This window comes from Desulforamulus ruminis DSM 2154, assembly GCF_000215085.1.
GTDB classification, from domain to species: Bacteria; Bacillota; Desulfotomaculia; order Desulfotomaculales; family Desulfotomaculaceae; genus Desulfotomaculum; species Desulfotomaculum ruminis.
This window is the reverse complement of record NC_015589.1, coordinates 692,198-711,246: the sequence shown is the minus strand read 5'-3', so window position 1 is coordinate 711,246 and position 19,049 is coordinate 692,198. Positions and strand designations below refer to the sequence as shown.

At 46.8% G+C, this 19,049-nt stretch carries 20 protein-coding genes; all 20 read right to left on the bottom strand.

The features are described 5' to 3' along the window. Positions 1–6: 6 nt before the first annotated feature. The 20 genes from DESRU_RS03480 to DESRU_RS03375 all read right to left on the bottom strand — a co-directional run bounded on the left by DESRU_RS03480 (position 7) and on the right by DESRU_RS03375 (position 19,037). A complete protein-coding gene (locus tag DESRU_RS03480; RefSeq protein ID WP_041275279.1) occupies positions 7–1,875 on the bottom strand; it encodes a hypothetical protein in 1,869 nt (622 codons plus the stop codon). A gap of 4 nt (positions 1,876–1,879) precedes the next feature. Continuing rightward, positions 1,880–2,281, bottom strand: a complete 402-nt coding sequence (locus tag DESRU_RS03475) for a hypothetical protein (protein WP_013840739.1) — start codon at positions 2,279–2,281, stop codon at positions 1,880–1,882. Positions 2,282–2,295: 14 nt separating this feature from the next. After that, complete coding sequence (locus DESRU_RS03470) at positions 2,296–3,942, bottom strand: hypothetical protein (RefSeq protein WP_013840738.1); 1,647 nt, start codon at positions 3,940–3,942, stop codon at positions 2,296–2,298. A 452-nt stretch (positions 3,943–4,394) separates the two neighbouring features. Next, complete coding sequence (locus DESRU_RS19715; RefSeq protein WP_013840737.1) at positions 4,395–5,294, bottom strand: stalk domain-containing protein; 900 nt, start codon at positions 5,292–5,294, stop codon at positions 4,395–4,397. 31 nt (positions 5,295–5,325) lie between these two features. Continuing rightward, positions 5,326–5,793 carry a type II toxin-antitoxin system VapC family toxin gene (locus DESRU_RS03455; protein ID WP_013840736.1) on the bottom strand — a complete coding sequence of 156 codons (468 nt, stop codon included), beginning with the start codon at positions 5,791–5,793 and terminating at the stop codon, positions 5,326–5,328. Continuing rightward, the gene (locus tag DESRU_RS03450) at positions 5,786–6,088 is read right to left on the bottom strand and encodes a type II toxin-antitoxin system Phd/YefM family antitoxin (protein WP_013840735.1); all 303 of its coding nucleotides are present in this window, start codon (positions 6,086–6,088) and stop codon (positions 5,786–5,788) included. The genes DESRU_RS03455 and DESRU_RS03450 overlap by 8 nt, the downstream gene beginning before the upstream one ends. Positions 6,089–6,170: 82 nt before the next feature. Further along, positions 6,171–6,605: a hypothetical protein gene (locus DESRU_RS03445; RefSeq protein ID WP_013840734.1), complete on the bottom strand. Its 435-nt coding sequence runs from the start codon at positions 6,603–6,605 to the stop codon at positions 6,171–6,173. 12 nt (positions 6,606–6,617) lie between these two features. Beyond that, positions 6,618–8,870, bottom strand: coding sequence for a hypothetical protein (locus DESRU_RS03440; RefSeq protein WP_013840733.1), 2,253 nt, complete (start codon positions 8,868–8,870; stop codon positions 6,618–6,620). A 15-nt stretch (positions 8,871–8,885) separates the two neighbouring features. Further along, a complete protein-coding gene (locus DESRU_RS03435) occupies positions 8,886–10,517 on the bottom strand; it encodes a hypothetical protein (RefSeq protein WP_013840732.1) in 1,632 nt (543 codons plus the stop codon). A gap of 60 nt (positions 10,518–10,577) precedes the next feature. After that, on the bottom strand, positions 10,578–11,057 hold the full coding sequence (locus DESRU_RS03430; RefSeq protein WP_013840731.1) for a hypothetical protein: 480 nt from the start codon (positions 11,055–11,057) through the stop codon (positions 10,578–10,580). A 334-nt stretch (positions 11,058–11,391) separates the two neighbouring features. Further along, positions 11,392–11,814 (bottom strand): hypothetical protein, encoded by a 423-nt coding sequence (locus tag DESRU_RS03425; RefSeq protein ID WP_013840730.1) that lies wholly within the window; start codon positions 11,812–11,814, stop codon positions 11,392–11,394. Between the two features lie 351 nt (positions 11,815–12,165). After that, on the bottom strand, positions 12,166–12,645 hold the full coding sequence (locus DESRU_RS03415; RefSeq protein ID WP_013840728.1) for a hypothetical protein: 480 nt from the start codon (positions 12,643–12,645) through the stop codon (positions 12,166–12,168). 7 nt (positions 12,646–12,652) lie between these two features. After that, positions 12,653–13,132, bottom strand: coding sequence for a TadE/TadG family type IV pilus assembly protein (locus DESRU_RS03410; protein WP_013840727.1), 480 nt, complete (start codon positions 13,130–13,132; stop codon positions 12,653–12,655). A 76-nt stretch (positions 13,133–13,208) separates the two neighbouring features. Continuing rightward, positions 13,209–13,427, bottom strand: coding sequence for a hypothetical protein (locus DESRU_RS03405; RefSeq protein ID WP_013840726.1), 219 nt, complete (start codon positions 13,425–13,427; stop codon positions 13,209–13,211). 18 nt (positions 13,428–13,445) lie between these two features. Next, positions 13,446–14,156, bottom strand: coding sequence for a prepilin peptidase (locus tag DESRU_RS03400; protein WP_013840725.1), 711 nt, complete (start codon positions 14,154–14,156; stop codon positions 13,446–13,448). A gap of 21 nt (positions 14,157–14,177) precedes the next feature. Beyond that, positions 14,178–14,735 carry a hypothetical protein gene (locus tag DESRU_RS03395; protein WP_013840724.1) on the bottom strand — a complete coding sequence of 186 codons (558 nt, stop codon included), beginning with the start codon at positions 14,733–14,735 and terminating at the stop codon, positions 14,178–14,180. 15 nt (positions 14,736–14,750) lie between these two features. Next, the gene (locus tag DESRU_RS03390) at positions 14,751–15,614 is read right to left on the bottom strand and encodes a type II secretion system F family protein (protein WP_013840723.1); all 864 of its coding nucleotides are present in this window, start codon (positions 15,612–15,614) and stop codon (positions 14,751–14,753) included. A 16-nt stretch (positions 15,615–15,630) separates the two neighbouring features. After that, positions 15,631–16,527: a type II secretion system F family protein gene (locus tag DESRU_RS03385; RefSeq protein WP_013840722.1), complete on the bottom strand. Its 897-nt coding sequence runs from the start codon at positions 16,525–16,527 to the stop codon at positions 15,631–15,633. After that, entirely contained in the window at positions 16,497–17,753 is a 1,257-nt protein-coding gene (locus DESRU_RS03380) for a TadA family conjugal transfer-associated ATPase (RefSeq protein ID WP_013840721.1), read from the bottom strand. The genes DESRU_RS03385 and DESRU_RS03380 overlap by 31 nt, the downstream gene beginning before the upstream one ends. 15 nt (positions 17,754–17,768) lie before the next feature. Continuing rightward, a complete protein-coding gene (locus tag DESRU_RS03375) occupies positions 17,769–19,037 on the bottom strand; it encodes a CpaE/TadZ family protein (RefSeq protein WP_013840720.1) in 1,269 nt (422 codons plus the stop codon). Positions 19,038–19,049: the final 12 nt, after the last annotated feature.

Here is a 19,049-nt window from a genome sequence, read left to right as displayed (position 1 = left end):
AATTCGTTAATCTCCTCCTAAACCCCCGCCGCTTTCCTCTTCCCAATTCCATGACCATTCACTGGTAGCCAAAGGTCTGAGAGAATCGTTTTGATAGTAATCCTTATATTCCGGTTTATACTTTGGATTATCCGAGGTATCACTGGGCATCTCTGTCACGACCCAGTATTTATTGTTTATGGTGCTGCTGCCGGTTGTGATAGCGATCTTTGTACGGCCAGTATAGCTCCACAACCGGGTATAGAGAGAATCCGTGGCCAGGAGTGGAAAGCCTTTCCGAATGTTGGACAGAAAGGGGATTCCATTGGGGTTGCCAAAAACATCCTTCGTATAGTCATCATCCATGCGGTCGCTCGGAATGCTGTAGTATTTGTATCGCATGTCCGCGATCCCGATGCCGACAAACTCAGTCTTGGGTATAAACTCGAATGTCAGACTACCGTTTTGAATGAATGGGGACTCCCGCGAATCATTGAGGTAGGTTCCGAAGGTACTCACAGCAGGGACGTTCTTCATACGGCATTTTAGAATAATGGTTCTACGCTCGCTGAAAAGGGTTTGGTTTGTCCCATTGGGCAGCGTAATGGTATTAGTCCCCAGTTGAATCTTATCAAAATCTGTATTTGTGGCAGTGGGTTCGGTCCGTTCATAATAGGTGATATATCTATCCTTGCGGCCATCATATCTTTCAGTAGAGGTTACGTAAGCATTTTTTTGAATATAATTTTTAAATAATTTTGCTGCTGGAATATAGAAGCGAATGGGATTCGGGGAAGTAAATTTCACATCAAATCCACTCTTGTTAACGGCGGTGACGTTTATATCACAAACGACCGTAAACTGATAGTTTGATCCGGATACGTTCTGTACGTTCGCGCTGACCAGGTTCACCGTCTGCGTAAACCGCGGCAGTTCTTCGGTTCCTGCCAAAACATACCATCCAGGGATAACGGCCTTTTTCAAATATCCAACCTGGGGATGTTCCTGGGCTATAAACTCGTATTGGGCAATAAAGAGGGGTTCTTGCTTGACTACAGGAATTAGGTTTTCGTGCCAAGCCGAGAATCGGGGGTCCCGCAGGGTCCAGAGTCCCCTTCCTCCCCGGTCTTCTTCAACGGTATCAATATCGCCGCTGCTATATCCCCTCACGATTGGACCAACCAGATCCCATTCGCTGAGGGAGGCTCGATCCGTAATCCCGGCTTCAGAACCATACATTCGTTCCACAATGATTCCGTCACTAGAATATGTCACGGGGTCGTTATATGAACGTACCGTTGTAAATAAGGGAGCATTTTTATTGACCCATGCTTGAATCTTCGTCTTTGCTGTATTGGCCTGATTGGCAGGAGTACAAGTCCCACTAATCTGCCAGCCGTTCACATCGTGATAAATGGTCCCTTCCATGGACCAACTTGGAGAAGAGCTGGACCGGATACGATAGAAAATTTTTGAATTGGCAGTGAGGACATCCGGATTCCACAGAGCCAGATTGCCATTTCCCGTGACGTCTGACATATCATACCATCCATAACTGGGCCTCAAGTATGTCGGTAATTGCGGGTCTAGGTTTTCCCGAATGGAGGTTGAATTCCTCCCGGTGGACCAGCCTTCCTGCCAATTGCCATTCACGTACTCCCCATATTGATCTTCAATTTTTTTCTGATATTGATCATTGACTTTGATGTATCGGGTTTCGTTCGGCTGAAAAAGCACGTCTATATCTGCCCCGGATGGATTGGTTGTCGTTTGCAACGTTACCTGGACCCGAGCCTTCACCGGGAAGGAATTCGGGTTGGTGACGGCCGCCACGATCAGGTATCTTTTGGGATCTGTGTTGGGAATGACCACCGGGTCGGTGTCTCCCGGCCACATGGCACTATATGACGATATGAGCCGCACCTCCCCGGTTTCCCCGGTAGTAGTCCATGTCCACTTCTGTATCCGTGGGGGCATTGGGGGCAAATACTCTTTCCACAATAACCGGCTTTACCTCCCTAACCCGCCTTAAATCTTCATGCTTAACGTATTCATAGCGATCCACTACCTGTTTTTCTCTGGTTTCATACTTTCCGGAGTTTAGAAAAGCAAAGCCCGTTTCTTTTCCGGTACCAGGATTACACTCAACCAGTATCCAGGTTCCCGCAACTTCCTGCCAATATCCGTATACCTGGGTGTTGTCCGCCAGGGTGCACCATCTTTTGTCGTATTCTTCTCCGGATACCGGTGATGTGGAAAAAAATACAAGGACACAAACCAGCAATAAAATAATCCTTCTCATATAAATTCACCTCACTACTTCACAAGATAGACCCGGATTTTAGCTTGCCGGTCGTCTTTGGTATAGGGAATCTTCCGGACATCCGGAACAAATACAGTCTCCGTAACAGTCTTGTAAATCGGGATCATTTCTTCAACTTCCGGATGATAATAAAGCGAGGTGGAAACATGCTGGGAGGTTGGAGGAATCGGCGGGCTGTCGCCTACCGTGGTTGACAGCTCCCTTTTATTATCCGCATACGTCGTTTCCGTTCTTCCCTCAAATTGCATGTTGTTAAAAGTAGTCCCACCACGCCATTCCAGGTTGATGGTACCAATCAGGGTTCCATTTGATCCCGCGCTCCAGGTCCAGGTTGTTTCTCCAGAGCCCTTGGGCGAGAAGGTTTTATAATAGGAATCTCCAATCTGTCGCACATTGCCAGAGCTGTCTTTGTAAAAGAGACACACCCGGGCAGAACCACTAATATCAAAGGTGGAAGAGTACTTTGCTTTGACCTGATAGGATCTGCCGGCTGTCAAGGTTCCACCTACCGGATCACCATTTGCGTTCAGGATTTCAAGGGAAGTGACGGCTAAATTGGCCTGTGTGGTTTCACCGCCTCCACCACTGCCAGGCGAAGAAGGAACCAGGTAGACTTCCACTTTGTTTTTCGCATATTCTTCCTCGGGCTTCGACAAAGGTCCGGTACTCGTGGAAATGGCCAACGGCTCATTCACATAGCTGCCGGTATTGTTATAGATATTCGCGGTCAGTATCAACTTAAAAGGCTTCGGCGGTACCTTAAAACCGAATGAAAAAGGAGCCTCCGTAAGACCCCCCAGGGTGACCGAATAAGTGTTGTGCAGCTCTGGCTTAGCCGCCCCCTCTTCCCAAGTATAGACCCGCATCTTCGTATAACTAGCAATGGTTGGCCAAGAAGTAAAATTTTTCAATCGAATGTTCCCGGTCACCGTTTTCCCAGCTTCAATGTTGCCAAATAACGTAGGTGCCGCATCAGTAAACTGCAAATCATGAGGCCGGATGGGTTCGCCATACCAGATGAGCTGCACGGGTAAGGTCCACAACCAAGCTAAGGTCGATTCGGCAAACCCGGAGGGCGGTGAGCTGCCCCAGGTGGGAACGTAGTAATTTATGGCCGTAGGATCGCTTTTAATATCAACCGCACGTCTGCTGTGGGACTCATCCACATAATTTAAATTCAGATCCCACTTTACCCTTACGCTGTTGTATTGGCTCTCACTGCTGGCCAGGCTTACATTAAAACCGGTTGGCATACAGTTTATATATTTCTCTAAAAAAACATCGTGACTTAATCCACTTCTCCAAATATTCGCCTTCCCGTACTCTGTAGATGAAATATTCTCCGGATTGACCACTTCCACCCGGATATTTTTATATTGACTCACTTTATCCCCAAACGGAAAGCCATAGTCCGCATAATAGCTGGGAACCGATTGCCCCAGGGAAAGGTTGCCCAGTTGTGAACCGCCCGTAGGCATGGCCTGGTATCGGGTCGGTTGATTTGGATAATTCCAGATTGCATAGTAGCTGGAAATGATACTGCTGCCGATTACTTCCTCATTCGCTTTTGGCCCGGCATGAGCTGTACCAGGAACCAAAAAGAGACATACCAGGATGCCCCATATAGACCATCTCTTCAAATCATCTTCCTCCTTGGAATTAATAAAAACCCGCGAGAGGCGGGTTCGGGTTGACGTAACCATCATTGTTAAATACACGTTAAATTTATGATTTAACTAGTTTGACAGTATAAATAAGCTATCCCTAATATAATCAAACCCAGCCCAAAAAGCGCAACAACTCCAAGTACTAGAAAAATATGTACCACGTTAATCTGCGAAGAATATGACAATAACTTGATACTGCCTTGAAATATTATCCAGAATGAAAAAATTAACATAGAAGGTATTGCTGATAATATGGAGTATTTTATTTTTTGCCTTAACGAAGAATTTTCCTTCCCTGAAAAATAAAATAGCAAGATAAAATTGAGAATGACTGAAATTAATATTGCAATTTCCGTTATATCCTTCACTTAATTCCCCTCTTCTTAAACGGATATATAAAAAAAGAAGCAGCTTTTGACTGCTCCTTAGCCTTTGTACAATGGGTTGTTGATTACAAGAATTGTATCCACCCATTTAAGGAAAATGTACTTCATTTTACTGATATTGGCAGGTGGTAAGTTCCTAACTAATTCATCAGTAACCTTTAGTACCGGGTATTTAAAATCATGTACGCCTCCTTTATCATAGGTTGTATAGTTATCTCTGGCGCGTAACAAATTATCGTTTTCATACATATATACTCTGATACCTGTAGTACTTTTCTTCCCTTCTATTGTTACAATAATTTCATCCCTTGTAACCGTAACCCCATGGACAATCATATCATGTATTTTAAAGGACTGAGTATTCAGGTCACTAATATCCTTGTTTACCACGGTTCCTTTTCCGTCAAAATAATTTGCCCAGGGCTTTCCGGCAATAGGTTCCCCCTGGCCAGTGATGTCAATGACCGGAAGGCTAGGCAGCTCCCCTTTGGGTCCAATCAGTACCGCTCTTTTCACGTTATCCCAGCCTACTTCATAACCAAAGGCCTCGGCAACAAACCGGGCCGGCAGGTAAATGCGGCCGTTTCTGTTGATCGGGGTCACGTCCATGGACTGGGTCTGACCGTTGACCTGGTACTGCCTGCTCCCCATGGTCAACGTTATAGTGGTGTCCCCCATGGCCAGGATCGCACTGGGATCCTGCCATTTGATTCCTTCGCTACTCACGCCCAGGGCATAGCCCAGGAACCGGACGGGCACGTAAGTCCGGTCATGCTCAATAAAGGTCGCGGCGTCCATCTGTTTTATCTGGCCATCCGCATTGTAGCTGTTCTGGCCTACAATAAAGTAGACTTTATGGGTAGCGTTGCCCGCCATAGCGCCGGTGGCCAGTATTAAGGCCAGGCAGCCGGTGAGTATGCCAATGATCCATCGCTTCATAATAATTTCCCTCCTAAATCACCCTATTAAATTATTCCCTGTCTAATCCAATCTCTTTAAGTAAAGAGACATAGTCTTTCTTCCCTTTGAGGTCTTGGGCCAGCCTTTCATCTGCCGTCCAAAACTCACAGGTCTCTCCCGTCTTCCATTGAATCTCCTCGGAAACTGCCAAAAATGCAGCATCATAGAGGGTTGGTAAATCAAAGTAACGGCTAATTTTCCATGCTCTGTCTGCAATCGTTTCCTCTTCAAGATAGAGGATGCCGGGAAAATGTCTAAAGGCAGACCAAGTTTCGTCTGCTTCCCGGAGACTCAGTTCGTTCCGTCTAATTTTCTTCCGAATAATACTCCCGATCTCAGCCCAGGCAAAAGCCGGTAGAACAATAATTTGATCATCCTCAATAATCTTGTGGAATAATACTTTTGCTTTATGGCTATCATCTTCTTCAATAAACAGTTTCACAAAAACGGAGCTATCAACGCAAATATATCTACTCATGGCGACCAATACCTTCACGGAGTTCCCTAATTAAAACGGTGGAATCACCCTGTTTCCCTGTTCGAGAAGCCGTCTTTTCTTTTATGCGAAGTAGGGTTTCTAAACTCTTCATCCGGGTTTCTTTGAATTCATCGGCCTCAAGTGAATGCTGCATTTTTTCATAGCTCTCAGCGTCCACCAAATAGGCCACCGGTTTAGATCTTTGTAAAATCACCACCGGTTTTTTGGTGTTCACCACTTCAGACAACACATCTTTGGCATTTCTCCTCATGTCTGTAATACTAATCATTTTCATAAAATCACATCCAAAAGTGCTTTTAAATGTATTATATAGTAAATTTTCTAAGAAATCAAGTCTTCGAGTACCTGATGCCGCATTATTTTTCTGTCGAGCCAACCCTTTTATCGAAATGTAAAATTAGGGCTTCTCCATTTTCAACTAGAAGATCAACATTCATCCCTTCTTGGATATAATCTCTCAATAGAAAGCTTTCCCCCGGTGGCTTAATATGGTCCATTCCTTCCTGAATGATGGTTTCATCGGAGACTTTGATTTTCTCAATTAGATTTTGGTCCGTTATATCCTCCCGCCCCTTTTTCATTACTTGTAAGGCAATTTCCTTTTCTTTAATAGAGAGTACTTTACCAGTTCGGACCATGCTATTAAATCGCTCGGATTGCTCCTGAGCCAATTTATAGGCTCTTTGTTCCGGGAGTTTGACTGTGTAGTACCAGTACCCACCAATGCCAACCCCAATACCGAGAACCAGTACGACAACATAGGATATATATCTTTTCCAATTCTCTTTCATCAGCACTACCTCCTAATAAAAAATATTGTAGTAACTTAAGCTGCAGCTCCACCCGGTTTTGCTCACGTAAGTCATGGCAGGCCAGAAGGCGGCGTACATGGTTGAACTGACTGAAGGATTCACTCTGCTAGTCAAAATTTTATTGGCCATGATTTGGGCCCAGACTTCATCCGATGCCTTCATGGCCAAACCTTCTCCATTAAAATAGGACAGCTTTCGTATAAACTTGGGGCCATCCAATGCCACAAAGCCAATATCTTTATATTTATAGTCTTTTTTGTCTTTATATTTGGCGTAGGCATTATTTAAACTTAACACATCCGAACCACTGGGATTAATGACTATTTGATTTCCAGTGCTAAGAAAAGCCATCTCTCCAACCCAGCTAAAATAGCTAGGTGCTACGTTTCTAACAGCATCATCAACATATGTTTGATTAAGGTACAAAGGACTATACCCCTCTCCCCGTCCGACTGTTTGATATACCATAATCTCGGAAGTAACCGGACCACTATATACAACCTTGCTTTCACCGGGTTCTAGGGTTATATCACCCAAGGAGAAGGTGTTCAACAACCCGGAACTTTGATCCGAAATGTTCGGAATGACATTCACGTTATATCCGATCCGGTCATCCAGGTAGGCGTCGATCCCCCCCTTGCCGGCCCAGAAATTTGGAGATGCCAGAGAACAGTTTGGGAAGGTTACTCGGACTTGTGAATTGTTTATACCTCGGATCGTCACGTAATGTTGTATTTTAACACTGTAATAATTGTTTTCCGACCGGCTAGCTTTCACAAGGGTTATGTTGTAATCGGTGTAGGTATCTGTAATTTCAAAGTAAGGCCGATTAATCGTGGAGGCCCTTACGATATAGCCTGGAATCACTTCTTTTACCAGCTTCCCTACATCAGTCCCCACGGTGGGTTGGAATCGATAAAATTCTAGAAACGTCAGCTCATATTTCAGAACCGGAAGACTGTCGATCCATCCAGCATATCCTGGCGCGTCGGTACTCAACACCTTGACGTTAAGGTTATAATCTGCGGCGTTAGTATAATCAACTAAAACCGGCCCTGGATTGTCAAAGTAGTTCTGCTGTGGATTTGAAACCTGAACCCCATTATTCTCGAGCTTGGAGAATCGAATGTTATCAATGATCTTTGAGTTCCCGTCATGATCGACATAGGGCACCTGGTCCGGCGCCCGTCCGGAGAAAAACGTTTCCATCTTCTGTTTCGCCAAATCAGGATTTTTGCTGCTGCTACCAGGGGTCACTGCCCATCCGGTTTGAACGAGGGAAACCGTCCCATCGAAAAGCCAGTAGTTTGAGCTGTTCGACGAAACGCCTTCAGGATAGCATCGGATATAATGAGTCATGGTATAGCCCCCACTGAGATTGTTGGGTTCTGGAGGCTTGCCAGAATAATTGGTAAAAGAAATAAAACCCTTGTTGGGTTTTAGGCTGTCCGGCAGTTCGGGGTCCAAATTCTCTGTGACCGAGGCGGTATAATAGGCTTCAGACCAGGCATCCATATTGACTTCGGAACGCCATTCAATCTCTTCTCCGATGATCGGATACTTTTTCCCCCGGTTGATTAGGACAAATTTGGTGTCATTGGCCTCCAAGATCACATCCACGTTTTTGGTCAAAGCCAAAGCATTGTTGTTATCATATTCAGAAAACCCATTCCGCCAATCGCTGAGATCAACCGAAACAGTTGCTTTCACCGAAAAAGGATTGGGATTGTAAACTTTGGCGACAATTAACCAGTAGTCCGGGTCAGAACCAGGGATTAAATAAGCTCCGGTATTACCTGGCCACTGCACCGGCCCTTTGGCCAGAGAACGCATCTCTCCGGTTTGGTCATAATAATCCCAATCCCAGGAGGTTCCGGTCATAACATTGGGAGCCATCAGGGTGACATCTACCGGATCAACTCTCTTAGTCTTAGTCCAATCCTCATATTTCTTTTTTTGATAATCGACCACTACCTCCTCGGTGGTCACCTTGATCTCTTGAGTATTGTAGTAGCATCTCCCGGAGGGCTTTCCTGTGCTGTCGCATTCAACGAAGATTTGATTGGAACCAAAGTCCTGAAAATACCCGTACACATTTCGATCACTCAGTGGATTCCCATTGCGATCTTTAAGATTCTGGATGGTAATCCACTGCATATGTTTCGTTTCTGCCTGTAAAGGAACCGCCCCCAGACAGGCAATTATAAGGGTAAGGGTTAAAATTTTGAGAAGTTGTTTTTTCAATTTGAAACACCCCTTTTATTCGATCAACCGGACTCGAATCCGGGCTTCTTTATCTTGATGGGTATAGGGTATCTCTACCCATCCAGGAACCACATGGCGGTGCTCGATGGTTCCATATATCGGAATCATTTCCTCTACAACCGGGTGATAGTAGACTGGATAGGCCCAATTCCCCGGTGTGGGTGGTCCTTCTGGAATATCCGTGCCGGTAGTGCTTAGTTCCATTTTGTTATCGGCGTAGGTGGTTTCCCGTTGATCGTTGAACAATTCCTCAACCCATTGACTCTGCTGGTCCCACCAGCGATAGGAGACGGTGGCATAGAGGGTTACGTTGGTCGAAAGCCCGGTCCAGTCCCAGGTCTTTGAGACTTCTCCGTTGGCACTGAAATAAGCGTTTGATTCGTCTTTTGGCAGCATGGTCCCTGTGCTGCGCTTCTCATAAAGGCGGATCTTCGCCCAGCCGGGCTGATCAAAGGTGGATTTGAACTGAGCCTGGACTTTATACGGTGTATTGACCGTCACGTACCCACCCACCGGGTTGCCTTCTGGGGTCTGTAGTTCCATCTTGGTTACCGACAGGTTGGAGGGCTGTCCGGCACCACCGGAGCCAGGGACCAGGGGCACTTCCACTTTGTTTCGGACATATTCTTCCTCCAGTTTGCAGACCGGGCCGCTGCTGGTCGTAACAGTTAGAGGTTCATTGATCCACCGCCCGTTGTGGTACATATCGGCAGTTAATATCAAAATAAACGGTTTGCCCGGGCATGTGAATTGAAAAGAAAAAAGCCCGTTGGAAAGGCCGCCAAGGCTGATATTCTTTGTATTGTGCAGCAGGGGTTTCGCATCTCCCTGCGCCCAGGTGTAGACCCGGAATTGAGTCGTGGACGGAAGAGTTGGCCAAGAAGTAAAATTTTTCAATCGAATGTTCCCGGTCACCGTTTTCCCAGCTTCAATGTTGCCAAATAACGTAGGTGCCGCATCAGTAAACTGCAAATCATGAGGCCGGATGGGTTCGCCATACCAGATGAGCTGCACGGGTAAGGTCCACAACCAAGCTAAGGTCGATTCGGCAAACCCGGAGGGCGGTGAGCTGCCCCAGGTGGGAACGTAGTAATTTATGGCCGTAGGATCGCTTTTAATATCAACCGCACGTCTGCTGTGGGACTCATCCACATAATTTAAATTCAGATCCCACTTTACCCTTACGCTGTTGTATTGGCTCTCACTGCTGGCCAGGCTTACATTAAAACCGGTTGGCATACAGTTTATATATTTCTCTAAAAAAACATCGTGACTTAATCCACTTCTCCAAATATTCGCCTTCCCGTACTCTGTAGATGAAATATTCTCCGGATTGACCACTTCCACCCGGATATTTTTATATTGACTCACTTTATCCCCAAACGGAAAGCCATAGTCCGCATAATAGCTGGGAACCGATTGCCCCAGGGAAAGGTTGCCCAGTTGTGAACCGCCCGTAGGCATGGCCTGGTATCGGGTCGGTTGATTTGGATAATTCCAGATTGCATAGTAGCTGGAAATGATACTGCTGCCGATTACTTCCTCATTCGCTTTTGGCCCGGCATGAGCTGTACCAGGAACCAAAAAGAGACATACCAGGATGCCCCATATAGACCATCTCTTCAAATCATCTTCCTCCTTGGATACAAAAAAAGCAGGGTTTCCCTACTTTTCAAATTCTTTGTATCATATTAATAATCCCATTCTTTGAAACTTCTTATATTTAGATTTTATTTTCTCAGGACATTTGGGATGCTTAACAGCATATTTTAGCTCGTTACGATTTGCTTCTTTTAGTAATTCGATCGACAAAGAGGGATTCTGAAACGTATATTTTCTTAAGCCAAGGAAATTGGTAGTATTCACGAATTCGACAACTTTTGAGTAAGGTAATCTGCCTATTCCCCATACTGACATCTCTATTACCAACTCAAAGAAGATGCCTAAAACTACTAGAACAATAAAAAGATATACGAACCACAAAACATAATTTGGTAATGAATTCCAACTTTCAAGAAAGGCTGAGAAGAATCTAGTTCCTTTTTGTGATTTTATTGAAGCACTTAATATACAAGGAAAAATAGTAAAAAGGACCAAACAAAAAAAACAACAAAAAATCATATCTCCAATAATACTTAACCCTCGGTTATTTTTTAAGAAGTTCAATAATATCATCTCCTTTGTGGAATCGTAAAAGAAAGTAAAACTATAAAAATATCCACTATTAATTAGGCTATCCTGAATACGGAAACGTGTTTATTTTAGTCTAATTCCCACTTAGAAAACCGAATCCAAAGTCTTTCTTCAGTAACCGAATCTACCCCCCAAGATTTTATATTGCGGGCTGTGCCCCTTTCCCCATTAACTTCCGGCCACCTCCCGGAACCGGGCGATCAAGGGTTTGTGTGGATACCGGACCAACGGTTCCCGGGAAGATATACCGCGAAAAACCCTTGACGCTTGGTGCAGGGGGTATCCTTTTCCTCCCAAGGAGGAGTAATTACTGAGCAATATTATCCGGCTCCCAATACAATGCGACGGCTTTATTCCCCTGATCCACCATCAAATCAACTTTCATCTCAGGTCTCAGCTCTTTTGTCAGATCCACTGGAGGCATCATCGGCCCGTTAAGCAACTCATTGCCCTTTTGAATGTTTGTACGGTCATCAATACTTACTGTGATCTTCTTCCCCTCGTCCTGTCCATTTCCAGATTTAATCACATGCACCACCAACTGATCCGGTTTGACTTCGATGACCTTTGCATGCCGAACCATCTGGTTCAGCCTCTCCTGCTGCTTCTGAGCCTCCTGGGCGGCTATTTTTTGGGGTTTCGTTATGTAGTAGTAGTGATCCCCTACTGCACCCACAACACACCCTAACAGGGCGGCTCCTACAATCATAGAAGCAAGCTTTTTATTCATATCCTCATTACCTCCTAAGCATTTTTAATTTATAAACTAAAGTTTTTTCCTACATACAGACTTAAGACACAAAGGATCACGGTGTGAAAATCAAAATGGATTTCATCAGAGTATCCATCTATAAATTTTTGAATGAAAACTTTAATGATGAGAGTGGATTAAAGACCATTTTGGTATTTCCATCCCACCGGCAGATTTGGCCAGTTGGTAGCGTTTACTTTACGTCAATCTGTTTCGCAGCCACTTCGTGGGTGATGGATATTCCCTTTGGGCTTCCCGGACTGATTAATATGTTCATTGTAGCTTTCAACATTTACCTGCTGTAAATTACGTAGATTTACAAAATGGGATCTATGGCGGTGTAATCTCTCGAGGCCCTTTAATCACCTTCTCCACAGTGATATATTTCTCTAACATTTCGGCATCTTTATTAAGAAGCTTCCCCATACCTGGCGCCAGCACCACAACATGATACCGGACTCCCACCAGGCATTCACTGCCATCATCCTGGGTATATACATCCGGTAAAGCATCTTTTATTGAATTGGCATGATCCGGATCAAAAGATTTTTTGGGACGGGTGGAACCAGGTATGGATAACTCTGTCACCAGGCACCTGGAAACTACATCAACCGCAACCCCTTTGGCCCTTTCCGCATCATGGCTTACCGCCAGTATACGGTGAGCATTTCTGGTAGCCTTGGCAGTTACATACTCCGCCACTTCCTTTTGCAGAAAGGTGATGGTGGCCAGTGCAAGCCACAATAGGAAGGGTGAAAGCAAAAGAACCTTGATAGTTATAAATCCCCGGTTATCCTTTCCATGTTTCATTGCAGATTTAGCCTCCTTCGTCCGGGAAGTATGCTCGGTTAGTAATGGTAATGTACTTCTCCAGCCATCCGGCGCTGGGATTTAAAAGTTTGGCCATCCCGGGAGCCGGGGTAATGATGTGATAAGACACCACCGCAGTATAGTAGCCCTCCATCTTTTCCACTAAAACATCCGGCTGATCCGGATTAGGAGAATCGGGGCTGAAAGCTTTCTTTACCCCATTCCCGGAGGTGCCAACACTCAAATTGGCCGGCAGGCTTTTTGAAACAGTTTCCACCGCCGTCTTCCAGGGTCTTGAATTAAATCCGTATTCCCCTAATGCGGCCGCCTGTCGGGCCGCCTCCCTGGAGGCATGGGGCAGTTCGATTTTTACCCAAAAAACCATTCCAATGGTTATGAAAAAGAGTAAAAAATAGAGTATAAAGGGAGATAAAATTAAGGCCTCCACTTCGGTTAAACCTTTATTACAACGCAAAAAACGTCTCACAATTCACCATCCTCTTTTTATCTTTTAACCTCTCTAAATGAAAAAGGGGAAGGTTTCCCCTCCCCTTCTGCAGCTTCTACTCCCAATAAGGCATTACTTTATCGTTCCACCATTCAGTAATTACCGGTTTTGCAACTCCATACGTTGCGCCAATTAGAATGATGCAAAGACCTAAGATGGTCAACATCTCCATGATGGTTATGCCCTTTTGGTTTTTAAAAGCCTCTCTTACTTCCTGGATCTTCTGTGCCATTTTATACTCCAACCCAAATTTAATATCCTGAATTTTTTTCATCGTTTTCTCCTCCTACTATCAATTGATCAGCCCGGATAAGCTGATAAACACGGTTCCGATGACGCCCACATAAAGATAGGGAGCAAAGGCAAATTCTCTCTTCCCCTTGTATCCCTGGCCAATCAACCCGGTTACCGCAGCCAGTAAAACAACGCAGGCAACTCCAAAGGGACCAAGATAGAATCCAATGGCCCCAGTCAACTTAATATCCCCTCCTCCCGGATACTTTTTTGTCAGCAGCCCAGGTAAAAGCATCGCAGCCACTCCTGTGATGGCTCCCAGCAGGGCAAACCAGACCGGAATGCTTTTTGTCCAAAGAATAAAGGGTAGTGCGAATAGGATCAGGGAAAGGATCAACGAATCGGGAATGATCTCTGTCCCCAGGTCAGAAACCGCTGCTATGGCGGTGACCGTCAACAAGACCATATAAAGAAAATACAAAGGTGTCGGCCCAAGAAGAAACATTAAAAGGGCAGATAAAAATGCCAGCGTGATCTCTGGCATCAGATAAATCGGGCTTATTTTTACTTTGCAGTACCGGCAGTGCCTTTTCGTAAAAAAATATCCCAGGATGGGAATCAGGTCCACCGGCCCTAAGACCTGTTTACAGGCCGGGCAGAAGGATCTTCCCCAGGGGGAGATTCCCCTGGGCAGTCGGTATCCCAGGCAGGCCGCCAAACTCCCGAGAATAGCCCCCAAAGCCCCGGCGAGCACAACAACAATGACCATGATCTTCCACTTTGCTCCTTTCTATGGCTCCACTACAGGGAAGGCCTGGCCGACACCGGTTACCTTGACCGTTATCTGATCCGTTTCAACCTGACCATAGGCTTTTTGGATTTTTCCCATCAGCAGAGTGGCAACATGAGCCTTTAGGTTTACCAGATAGCTGTCGTTGGTCAGTTTCTCACCGGACAAGTCTTCATCCGGATTGAACGCCTCCTGCATGGTAAATCCCCCCTCCCTGGAGGAGAGCCACTGGGTATTCCACTGGACGGCTTCCTTTGCAGCGTGGTAGGCCTTTTCCGGATCGGTTATGTCTGTTTTCCAGCCCACAATCCTTTCGTTGATCCCGATGATATTGCCTGACGCATCATACTGTACCTCTACCTCCTTTTCCGGGAAGGCCTCTGCGGTCAATGCCCCGGCCAGGGCGCCGGCATCGGCTGCGGTCTGCAGCTGCGCCTCAACCCACAGAGGCCTGGCAAAGTCCATCTGGATGGCTAAGGCCAGAATCCCAAAAGGGAGAAGAAGATAAGAAAGGGTCACCCATAAAACCCCTTTCTGATTTTTTAGTACCTCTTTCATCGAAACAACCTTCTCTCAATAGAATATGGCAAAAGCATAGATAGCCATGGGTCCCAGCAGCAAAATGGCGGTGGCCGGAAACACGGTAAGCACCACCGGAAAAATCAATTTAACTTCAGCCATTTTGGCGACCTCATCAATTTGGGCGCCCCTTCTTTTTCGAATATCGGCGATGAGGCTGGCCAAAGCCTTGCTGTAACCGAAGGCGCCTTTCCTTTCAGCATTTTTTATGGTGGTCACAAAATTAATCACCTCCTGATCATCCATACGCCTGGCAAAATTATCCAAAGCATCTTCCAGGGAAGTTCCCGCCTGAACCTCTTCCACCACTCTTTGGATTTCTCCGGCAAACAGGCTATTGGATTGAGAGGCCCACTGGAGGACCCGAAAAAAGCCAACCCCGCCGGCAAGGCCCACCCGGACTCTTTCAGCAAAAGCAATAAACTGTTTTCTGAAAATCACCCTCTTTTTTCGGTATCCTTTATCCAGATAGGATTTAGGGACGGCAATTCCAAGAAGGATCAAAAAGGGAACAAAAAATCCCGGCAGGACACTTCGGGTTAACAGAGCTAAGATGAAAGAACCCAGGATCGACGATGCCCAGATTCCCAAAAAATCAGCCGGCCCGATTTTTAATCCGGCCATCCGGAGCTTGGCCCCAAGAAGGTCCAGATTGACAATGTCTCTCAGAAAGCTGATCTGCTGTAGAGATTCCCCCACTTCTCTGACCAGTCGGTAGGCTTTTTGTTTTATGGTCTCCCGATTGGTTAGCCGTTCTAATTTTTCTTGTACCGGTGACCGGAAAAGAAAAGAAAGAAAGCCGATAACCGAGAAGAAGATCACTGCTGAAAAAAAGATCAAAACCAAATTTCCACCCAAGTTGACTCCCTCCCCCTTACAACATTTCCCGGGTTCTTTTAATGATGCCGTAAACAATCCACCACCCCGTCAGCAGGATGATCCCTGATAAAGCCGTAAGAATTTTTCCCTGGAGGGTGGCCATAATCTGCAGATATTCCGGCATAGTAAAAGACAGGAAGGCCGCCAGGCCAAAAGGAAAAGCTGTGCAAAAGGCAAAGGCAGCCAGGAGGTATCTGGTATTGGCCCGGATCTTTTGAGCAATATACTCTTCTTCCCGGACACTTTCCGCCACACTCTCCAGTAAGTTTATGGCCGCCTCTCCTCCACCGATCTCTTTAATCAGCGCAATGCTGTCCGCCAGCAGGTAAGCTGCCGATGTTCCCACTTTGTCGGCCATGTTCTGAACCGCCTGCTCCAGGGGAACGGAAGCCTCGGTATCCTCAACCACCTGCAGAAATAATTGGTTGACCGGATAAAGCAGTTCCCGGTGCGCATTACCAAATCCCTGCAGCAGGGTTGAGCCTCCCTGCAGGGTGGAGGTAATGGAGTAGACAGCCCGGGGTAGGTTCCGGTTAAATTCCAGCTGCAATTTTCGGATGCGGTACCGGGCATACATCCGGGGAAAAATAAAAAAAGTACCCAGCCCGGCTAAAAGGGCGGTAACCATATCCAAAAGGAAGATGTACAGGCAGACTGCCGTAAAGGCAGAAAGGATCAGATCCGCACTGAACAACTCTTTTTCTTTTATGTCTCCCCTTAGAGAAACCCCCAAAATTTTCTGCCAGAGAACCGGTTCTTTCCGGACAGGGGCCGGACCGAGTTGGTTCAGTTTTTCTGTTACCGGACTGCGTTGATACCATAAAAGCCCGGCCAGAAAGAAGAAAAAAACAGAAAGTCCTATTAAACTGCCAAAGGCGTTGATTCGTACCACCTCCTGACTTTTTTATGCAGTTTGGAATCGGCCACCTGTTGTAATTTCCCTTCCTGAAACCGGAAGACCTCATGGACCTCGGGCAGGTATCGGCCATCAGGCAGCCTCTTCCTCAATACTTCCGCAATCTGCACACTTTTACGTGCCATCCGGTTTCCTTCTTTTATTTTGGCGCAGTGAATAAGTACATCCAGTGCAGAGGCGGTCTTGCCCAGAGCCCCTTCCCGTCCTTCCGCCCGCCCTTCTTCCGACATGATAATCATACTGGGCATCCGATATAGGACCGCATCTTCACAGTCATAGGCGTGGAAGGTGGTTCCTGAAGGATGGCCGGTGGCCATCATGCTGGCAATATAATATCCCTCCTGCCCCATGGCTTCCCCTAAGATCATCCAGTCTGCCCGGGTCCGCAGCATATGCGTCTGGGCCAGGAGTTTGATGGAGATTTCCCCTTTCCCCTCGATATTGGGGGGACGGGCCTCAAACTGCCGAATATTCTCGTGCCGGGGCTGCAGTTCCATGGTATCTTCGTAGGTTACAATGCTGGTATGAGGCCCGTGAATTTGACTGATCAAGCCAATCAGGGCATTCAGCAGGGTGCTTTTGCCGGAGCTCATGGCCCCGGTTGCCGCAAAGTTATATCCGTTTTTCATCACTTCATACAGGTAAGCATAGGCTTCCTCCGTTAAGGTTCCCAGAGCGACCAGTTCCTGAATGGTATAGGACCGGGGAAACCTTCGAAAAGAAAGGGTGGTGCCGGAGCCGGCAATGGGCGGAATGCTGATATTTACCCGGGTTCCGTCAGCCAGTTTGGTGTTTAGAAAAGGGGTCGATTCGTCCAGTCTGCGCCCGGACATCAGGGCGATTTTCTCAGCCATGGTTCTCAGGCTCTTTTCATCCCGAAAGTTGATCCGGGTGGGTAAAAGAATTCCGTTTTCTTCCACATAAATCTTGTTATAGGAAGTGACCTGCACTTCCGTAATTTCATCACTGGAGGTTAGGATGGAGTTAATGGGTCCATAGCCTAACAGATCATTCACCACGGCCCGGATATCTTCAATATTTACAGGCAATTGCTGGCTCCTGGCCACCATGTGGGCGGTACTTTCCAGATAGGCTTTATGCTTGGCCGGATATTTCAGCGCCTGCCGGTTTTCATTGCGGAGCCGTTCAATAAGGCCATGCCTTAATTGATCAATCGGCATCGGCTTGTAATGAGTGAGCACTTGGTGATTCCCCCCTTAGGCCTTTTTGAATTTAAGAAACGGATAGTTTTTGATCTTGGTCAGAAACTCCCAAGGTCGGGGCTTATAAAACGGCAGCAGTTCGTTGTCCACTGCGGCCCGGGCCAGGGAAGCAATGCCCTGGGCAAAGGCACTGTGGGGTGATCCGATGGCTGCCGGAATGCATTTCCCGCTATTTTCCGCCTTTCTCACCGTTCGGTCCAGGGGGATTTCCACGGCCACCGGAATTCCGAAACTTCTTTCGATATCCTTCTTGGTAAAGGTACCGTCCGTCATCCCCAGTACCAGCTTTACTCTGGATAAGTCCACTTTCAGGGTTCCCAGGGTATTTTCCCTCACCAGCTCTTCCAACAGCTTAAGGACCGTCAGGGTGGGTTCAATCACCAGAAACACTTTGCTTGATATCTGCATGGCCCGGATGGCGGTGGGATTGTTGACAAAGAGCCCTACGTCCAGGACGATCAAATCAAAGTGCCACTTGAGGGCATGAATGACCCGTTCAGCCAGCGCTGCGGTCATTTCGGTATCAAAAGCATCCCGGAAACTTTGAGGCCCCGGCAGAATGTACAACCCGGTTTCCTCATGGCGGATGAGCAACTGCTCCAATTCCATCCAGCTGGGCTCTTTCTCCAGGCTGGCCCAGACCGAGAGTGACTGGGGCGCACTGGCAATTCCAAGCAGGTAGCCGGCACTGCGGGCTCCTTCGGCATCGCAATCCACCAGACAGACCCGATAATCAATCCCCTCTTTTTTGGCCCAGGAGGCCACATAGGCCGCCAGGTTGACGGCGGTGGTTGTCTTGGTGTTGCCCCCTTTGACACCGGTAATGGACAGACAATGGGATTTGATCGTTCGGGGTTTTTTCAGAATGGTTTTTTGTTCGAGGGCAGCTGCCACCGAAGGCTCCAGAATCCTTCGATTATGCCGGTCCCCCTGGCTCCTTCCGATTTCCGCACCAATGGCTTCAATTGCCGAGGTTCTTTCAACCACCCGAATTCCTCTGGATACCGCCCTTCGGTAAAGGTCGGCGGTGATATCCTTTTGGTCCAGTACCAGAAAAAAACGTTTGTTGCGATAGATCTCCGCCATCTCCAGCGCATAATCCACCCCAAGTGCCACCACCACTTCACCGGCTTCTTCATACAGCTTCAGGAAGTCCGTTGCGTTTACCATATCATGGGCAACCCCCAGAACCGGAACCGCAAAGGGGCGGCTTAAAAATTCATCCACAAAACTTTGGTTTCCAAAGACTAACATCCCGGCCATGTAAGGACCTCC

Coding starts and splice junctions, on each gene's coding strand:
- DESRU_RS03480 (WP_041275279.1), bottom strand. CDS start 1,875: ATGTGGCCGGGAGACACCGACCCGGTGGTCATTCCCAACACAGATCCC.
- DESRU_RS03475 (WP_013840739.1), bottom strand. CDS start 2,281: ATGAGAAGGATTATTTTATTGCTGGTTTGTGTCCTTGTATTTTTTTCC.
- DESRU_RS19715 (WP_013840737.1), bottom strand. CDS start 5,294: ATGAAGCGATGGATCATTGGCATACTCACCGGCTGCCTGGCCTTAATA.
- DESRU_RS03455 (WP_013840736.1), bottom strand. CDS start 5,793: ATGAGTAGATATATTTGCGTTGATAGCTCCGTTTTTGTGAAACTGTTT.
- DESRU_RS03450 (WP_013840735.1), bottom strand. CDS start 6,088: ATGAAAATGATTAGTATTACAGACATGAGGAGAAATGCCAAAGATGTG.
- DESRU_RS03445 (WP_013840734.1), bottom strand. CDS start 6,605: ATGAAAGAGAATTGGAAAAGATATATATCCTATGTTGTCGTACTGGTT.
- DESRU_RS03425 (WP_013840730.1), bottom strand. CDS start 11,814: ATGAATAAAAAGCTTGCTTCTATGATTGTAGGAGCCGCCCTGTTAGGG.
- DESRU_RS03415 (WP_013840728.1), bottom strand. CDS start 12,645: ATGAAACATGGAAAGGATAACCGGGGATTTATAACTATCAAGGTTCTT.
- DESRU_RS03405 (WP_013840726.1), bottom strand. CDS start 13,427: ATGAAAAAAATTCAGGATATTAAATTTGGGTTGGAGTATAAAATGGCA.
- DESRU_RS03400 (WP_013840725.1), bottom strand. CDS start 14,156: ATGGTCATTGTTGTTGTGCTCGCCGGGGCTTTGGGGGCTATTCTCGGG.
- DESRU_RS03395 (WP_013840724.1), bottom strand. CDS start 14,735: ATGAAAGAGGTACTAAAAAATCAGAAAGGGGTTTTATGGGTGACCCTT.
- DESRU_RS03375 (WP_013840720.1), bottom strand. CDS start 19,037: ATGGCCGGGATGTTAGTCTTTGGAAACCAAAGTTTTGTGGATGAATTT.